This is a genomic window from Psychromonas aquatilis (genome assembly GCF_038155185.1).
Classification (GTDB): domain Bacteria; phylum Pseudomonadota; class Gammaproteobacteria; order Enterobacterales; family Psychromonadaceae; genus Psychromonas; species Psychromonas aquatilis.
Genome location: NZ_JBAKAZ010000016.1, coordinates 47,194 through 54,258, shown reverse-complemented (window position 1 = coordinate 54,258; position 7,065 = coordinate 47,194). Strand labels below are relative to the sequence as shown.

Below are 7,065 nucleotides of genomic sequence, written 5' to 3'. Positions count from 1 at the left end.
ATAGTGGATATTATTATCCAGAATTAAAGTGTCCGGTTCAATTAGACCAGAATAAGTCTCTACATCAGGGAAGATCGTAGTATAAGTAAATAGGAAGTCTTCAAATTTGCTCTTATCATATTGGTATGCATAATATAACTTTTCACGACAATTAAGATCTTTATATTTTCCGGTTATTTCAAGAATCGATAAGTCATTACCTTTTAGTTCTTTAATTATTCGCTTGTTAATACTCTTATTCAGAACAGGTATAGCATTAGGCTGTGAATAACTTCTTGAATTACTATCAATTATGACAATTGAGTCTAAGGAGTCATGTATTTCAGCCAATTGAGTATCATCTCTTAATTGATAAATTAAGCTTTTATATTTATCTAAAGATGGTAATACACTGTCTCCGTACTTTATTGAGCCATTTTGTTTATTAAGTAAAAGAGCTCCGTTAACAATCACTTGCTCTTCTAGTAATTCCGAAAATGTTGTTTCATTATCCTCATCGAATTCAGAGTCTTCTGAGTATTTACCAGACCAAACTACTTCATTGCCTTTATTATCTTCAAACTCAAGTCTCCAATGTTCAGATGGAGCATCTGCGACCTTTCAATATTGCTCTTATGGCACTCAATGCGTTGATAATGGAAGTCTTACCCGCACCAGAAACTCCAACTAACACATTAAAAAGATCAAAAGAAAGATCATTAATCGTTATATTAGTCTGAGAATCGAAGTGATATATTTTTTTTATTAGCAATGGAATTATCTCTTTGAAAGTTAATACATTTTTGAAAAGGACTACCCTAACCAATTAATAGGATTTTTCTTCAACACTGACATTATCTTAATACTAGATTTTATCAACATATTTACTTACTAAATTTAATTTTTAAGAGCTGTTGTATAAGTTTTTGTAGAATACCTAATGAAGATCATTAATCAAGTCGTTGTCATGTAGATAGATGAAAGAACTTTGAATTAACAACGCAAACATGGAGCAAAAACCACTCTGCATATAAAAAAGATAGAAGATTAAAAGGAAGAAAGAAACTGATTTAAAGGTGTAAATAATAACCCCTTAAAAACAAAAAATGCCCTCATAATGATATGAAGGCATTTTTTAATTATACAAACGTTTACTACTGTTTGGTTTAAGCTTTGGTTTTATCTATTTCAGTGAATAAACCTTTAACTAAACTAATACAAGCAAGTAATAAAATAATAGTGAAAGGTAGTGCTGCAATAATAGTAATTGATTGCAGTGCTTGAATAGATTGCGTACCGCCAATCCACAACATTACCATTGCGATCAGGCCAGAAATAATTGCCCAAATGATTTTTTGCTTCATCGGTACTTCTAGCTTACCACCAGCAGTCATACTATCAATAACAATAGAGCCTGAGTCTAATGTTGTTACGAAGAATACGATGATTAAAACAACCGCAATAATAGAAAGAATGTTACCAAGAGGATAAGCATCTAACATGTAAAATAGGCTTAATGATACATCCGTAATACCTTGGTCTGCGCCTAGTAAGCCGACTTTATCAATGATCTGCTCAATCGCAACACCACCAAAAATAGACATCCAAAGAGTTGTCACAACCGTTGGTACCAGTAATACATAAAGCACAAATTCACGTACGGTACGGCCTTTAGAAATACGTGCCACAAACATACCAAAGAACGGTGCGTATGCTACCCACCATGCCCAATAGAACACTGTCCAACCATGTAACCAAGTTGTATCTTCACGGCCACTCGCTTGGCTTAACGGGATAACGTTTTTCACATAACCAATTACAGCTGTTGCTAATGAATCTAATACAGTGGTGAAGTTTAACACTGCAATTAACCCTAAAAATACAAAAGCAATAACCATGTTTAAGTTACTTAACAGCTTAACGCCACCATCCATGCCGCGTGTAACAGATAAAATCGCTAATCCCATGATTAAAGCAATAATAAACAGTTGCAGATAAAGGCTGTTTTCAAAGCCAAATACATAGCTTATTCCACTCGCTGCCTGTGTACCACCTAAGCCTAATGACGTTGCTAAACCAAATAATGTTACTAATACAGTTAATACATCAATGACGTCACCTACTCTGCCCCATACTCTATCACCTAGTAGTGGATAGAAAACTGAACGCATAGATAGTGGTAGCCCTTTATTATAAGCAAAGTAAGCTAAACATAAGGCTGTCATACCGTAGGTAGCCCAAGCATGTAATCCCCAGTGGAAAGCGGTTGCACCTAATGCTAACTCACGTCCTTCTGGTGTAAAAGCTTCAACATTTAAAGGCGTACCATACCAATCTGTGTAGAAAGCAGTTGGCTCAGCGACACCCCAGAAAATCAAACCAATCCCCATACCTGCAGCAAATAGCATGGCAATCCAAGAAGAAGTTGAATATTCAGGTGTGGCTTTATCGCCCCCTAGGCGAATTTTACCAAAAGGAGAAAAGACCAGTGCAACAGCGAACAGCAGCAATGCATTTGCTCCCCACATAAACAGGAAGTCAAAGTTAGACAGTACAGCGCCTTTAATTGAATCAATCGCACCTTTTGCTACACCTGGGTCTAGCAATAGTAATGTCACGATGAACAGAATAGATAAGCCTGCAGACACAGTGAAAACGATGTTATGGACATCCATTCCCCATTTAGTAATGTTATCTTGACCAACCTGGTAATCGGTTGAGTCGATACTATATTTTTTTGATTTAAATCCCATAAATTCTGCCGTTTGTACTTGTAAGCTAACAAGTAAAAACCAGCTCCCTATTAAATTGATGTCTGATTAATTACTTTTATCATTGAATCGATGATAAAAATAACGGTGTGATGATGACCTTAGCATTTGCAGGCTAAAGTCAGGCAGCGTACTTTAACACAAGTACCTTGGTTAACGTTTTTTAATCATAAACTGAAACTTTGTCATTGAATAATTTATTTAAAAAAAGCAGCTAAGTGCTACCGCTATTTTAGATTACGATTCCTATGCTGTGTATTTTGAGCCTTACCTACCCCACTCAATAAACTAAAAATGAGGGCGTTAGCTGCGTTTTTGTAGCTACGCTTTGCTGACTTTCACCAGCCCTTAAAACCATAAAATATATTGAGATATAAAAGCGGCAGCAATAAAAAAACCCACCAAGCGGTGGGTTTAAATATGAAGTTTTGTAATAGTGTTTTAATAAATATTATTAGCTAGCAGTTAACTCGCTTTCAGCTTGCACTAATAATTCAAACTCTTCTTGAGCTGATTTAGCAACTAAATTGTTACGGCCAATCAATGCGTAATACAGCATACCGATAACAAATAACACTAAAGTAAAGTAGAACGCTCGTACGTCATAAGCATAAACACCGGTTAACGCCACTAATGATAATATGAACGAGATACCTGACGTCACCACACCACCAGGTGTTTTGTATGGGCGTGCTAAGTTAGGTTGCTTGATACGCAATAAAATATGGCTACCCGACATCATTGCATAAGAAACCGTTGCCCCTACTACTGCCATTGATAACATTAAGTCACCTTCACCAGTTAATGATAATAAGAACCCTAAGATACCCGGGAAAATCAGCGAGCGTACTGGCACTTTACGTTTACTGGTTAACGATAATTGTTGTGGTAAGTAACCAGCACGAGATAATGCAAATACTAAACGGCTATAACCATAAATAATCGAAAAGAATGAAGCGATTAATCCCGCTAACCCTAGTACGTTAACCATAGTCGCTAGATTAGGGTTGCCTGTGATTTTTAATGCATCAACTAAAGGTACAGCACTACCCGCTGTCACTTGTGCACCCGCAGCACCTGCCACTAATACAACAACAAGAGTTGCAGTGAATAATAGGAAGATCATCGCGGCGATAATACCTTTAGGTACATCTTTCGCAGGATCTTTTGCTTCTTCTGCTGCAAGCGGTACGCCTTCTACCGCTAAAAATAACCACATCGCAAAAGGTAATGCAGCCCATACACCGTAATAACCCATTGGTAAGAAGTCAGTACCACCAGCTAATGGTGCAATGTCAAATAGGTTATCCATATTAAACTCAGGTAATAACACGACACCCGTTGCGATAATAGCTAATACCGCTAATGCGCTGATCACCATCATCACTTTTAATGCTTCTCCTGCACCAAAAATATGAATACCAATAAAGGCTAAATAGAACAAGGCATAAACAATTGGCCCATCAAAGCCTAATAACTCATTTACCGATGAACCAATAAAAATCACAATCGCCGCGGGTGCAAGTGTATATTCTATTAGTACCGCTAACCCGGTGAGGTAACCACCAGCAGGTCCCATAGCTTGGCGAGCAAAACTATAACCACCGCCTGCAGCCGGTATCGCAGCGGACATTTCAGCTAAAGATAATACTAACGTTAAATACATTAGCCCCATTAATACCGCAGCGATAACAAAACCGCCCCAACCAGCTTGCGCTATACCGAAGTTCCATCCGGCGAAATCGCCCGAAATAACATATGAAACCCCTAAGCCTGCAAGCAAGATCCAACCTGCGGCTCCTTTTTTTAATTGTCTTTGAGCAAGATACTCTTGGTTAGCAGACATAGTACTTCCTTTTTATCATCGTTAATTTTTATCATTAAATGTTTAATGAATATGTTTATAAGTGTTTTTTATGGCTCACTGTTAAGTGAGGTTCGTTAAGCTAAAGTGCTGTGTTTGCTCCGTTTCTAATAATGAATCTTCAGATCGATCCTTCAAATTAACCCCTGTCAAAGCCAAGCGACGAGATTCATTCAGTAAGTAAATGCTTTTATGTACTGCAGCCTGATATTTCAGGCCTTCAGGTCTAATGTTAGAGATGCAGTTACGCATCGAATCTTCCATCCCGCGTTGCGCCCCCCAAGTTAAATACAAGCCCATGCTGTCAGGTGAGCTCAATCCAGGTCGTTCTCCTATCAGCAGTACTACCTGTTTAGCATTTAAAGCTTCACAGACATCATCACCAACGGCGACTCGTCCTTGTTGCACTACGCAAATTGGGGCTATTTTCAGTTGTTTAGGAGACTCTTCTTGTAAGCGGCTAATAAACAACTCAACAAAGTTTTTGGCATGGTGGCTAATGGCATAGGAGGAAAGTCCATCTGCCAGTACAAACACCAGATCATAGGTTTCTTCATTCAAGGCTTTTAATGCCTCTATCGAAGTGCTATCTAACTGACGACCTAGATCAGGACGTTGTAAATACTCCATGCGATCTGTCGCTTTGCTGTGTAAACGTTGCATCGGTAAATAAGCAGACAGCACTGATGATTGTTGAAATTGCTCTGATAATTTATCGACATCGAGCGGCACATGAACAGCATCAATGGCCTGTGCATGAGAAAGTTGAAAACGTAATAGCTCGCTCGTCGGTAAGCTTGTACCAGCGCGCCCTAATCCGATACGTGCATCAGTAAATTGACGTAATTTAGCCCAAGGGTCTTGGTGCACTGCATGAGGCTGTTTTATCTGATCCGTTGAATTAGGTTTGCTCATAATGGCTCCTTAATCAAGTTCAGTGGTTTTGAAAAACTATCGGGTAACACGCTACTTAACTGGGTGGCGTTATTGGTAGGCGATATCTGCATTTTTTTAAGCCATTGATCAAACTCAGGTGCAGGACGCAATCCTAAAGCTTGACGGGCATATAAGGCATCGTGAAAAGAGGTGGTCTGATAATTCAACATAATATCGTCAGAGCCTGGAATCCCCATGATGAAAGAACACTCTGCAACACCTAATAGCGTCAGCAAATTATCCATATCATTTTGATCTGCATAGGCATGATTGGTATAGCAGATATCACAACCCATTGGTAAACCTAGTAGCTTTCCACAAAAATGATCTTCTAAGCCGGCACGAATAATCTGCTTTCCATCAAACAAGTATTCAGGGCCAATAAAACCAACCACTGTATTCACTAATAATGGGTTAAATTTACGCGCTACTGCATAAGCACGTGTTTCACAGGTTTGTTGATCCACACCATGGTGACCATTTGCAGATAAGGCACTGCCCTGTCCGGTCTCAAAGTACATCACATTATTGCCTACCGTACCGCGTTTGAGTTCTAACGCCGCTTGATGTGCTTCATCTAAGACATTGAGGTTAACGCCAAAGCCTTGGTTGGTTGCTTCGGTTCCACCAATGGATTGGAAAACCAGATCAACAGGTGCTCCAAGCTCAATTGCTTCAATGGTGTTAGTGACATGGGTTAATACACAAGATTGTGTTGGGATTTCATAATGTTGAATTACGTCGTCCATTAACTTCATTAGTTTCACGGCCTGTGAAACGCTGTCTGTCGCTGGGTTAATCCCTAATACCGCGTCACCATTACCATACATTAAGCCATCAAAAATCGTTGCGGCAATACCACTCACATCATCGGTTGGATGATTAGGTTGTAAACGTGTTGATAAGTGACCCGGTAAACCAATGGTGTTTCTGAATTGGGTAATAATATTGCATTTCTTCGCGACTAAGATTAGGTCTTGGTTACGCATTATTTTACTAACCGCAGCGACCATTTCCGGTGTTAAGCCAGCACGAATGCGTGCAAAGTCGACTTCAGTAATGGACTCTTGTAATAACCAATTACGGAAATCACCCACAGTGAGATGTGATATTTCAGAAAAAGCAGCCGCATCATGTTCATCGATAATTAATCGAGTAATTTCGTCTTTTTCATAGGGAATAAGCGTTTCTTGTAGAAATGTTTTTAATGGTAACTCGGCCAATAACATTTGTGCGACGGCACGTTGTTCTGCAGAAAGCGCTGCAACCCCAGCTAGTTGATCACCGGATCGTATTGGAGAAGCCTTCGCCATTAAATCAGCTAAATTCTCAAATTGATAAAGGTGGCTACCAAGCTGATAGCGATAATTGGACATTTCTAATACCTCAAAATAAAACTAGGCGCAAACTTTGCACTTAATATAGAGGAGCAATTGCGAAGAGTGTTCCAATTAAATAACGCAATTGCGCAATAATAAAAATCATTTAAAAACAGATAATTAGAATCGCTATGCA

General features: G+C 38.9%; 5 protein-coding genes. All 5 read right to left on the bottom strand.

Annotated features, from left to right (window positions below; genetic code table 11):
* Positions 1-453 (bottom strand): hypothetical protein (locus V6256_RS06215; protein WP_341597210.1); only part of this gene is annotated, 453 nt, incomplete at its 3' end.
* 692 nt (positions 454-1,145) lie between these two features.
* Complete coding sequence (locus V6256_RS06210; protein WP_341597209.1) at positions 1,146-2,732, bottom strand: BCCT family transporter; 1,587 nt, start codon at positions 2,730-2,732, stop codon at positions 1,146-1,148.
* Between the two features lie 472 nt (positions 2,733-3,204).
* A complete protein-coding gene (eat, locus tag V6256_RS06205; RefSeq protein ID WP_341597208.1) occupies positions 3,205-4,596 on the bottom strand; it encodes an ethanolamine permease in 1,392 nt (463 codons plus the stop codon).
* Positions 4,597-4,677: 81 nt separating this feature from the next.
* Positions 4,678-5,529: an ethanolamine ammonia-lyase subunit EutC gene (gene eutC / locus V6256_RS06200; RefSeq protein WP_341597207.1), complete on the bottom strand. Its 852-nt coding sequence runs from the start codon at positions 5,527-5,529 to the stop codon at positions 4,678-4,680.
* Entirely contained in the window at positions 5,526-6,926 is a 1,401-nt protein-coding gene (locus tag V6256_RS06195; RefSeq protein WP_341597206.1) for an ethanolamine ammonia-lyase subunit EutB, read from the bottom strand. The genes eutC and V6256_RS06195 overlap by 4 nt, the downstream gene beginning before the upstream one ends.
* Positions 6,927-7,065 lie beyond the last annotated feature (139 nt).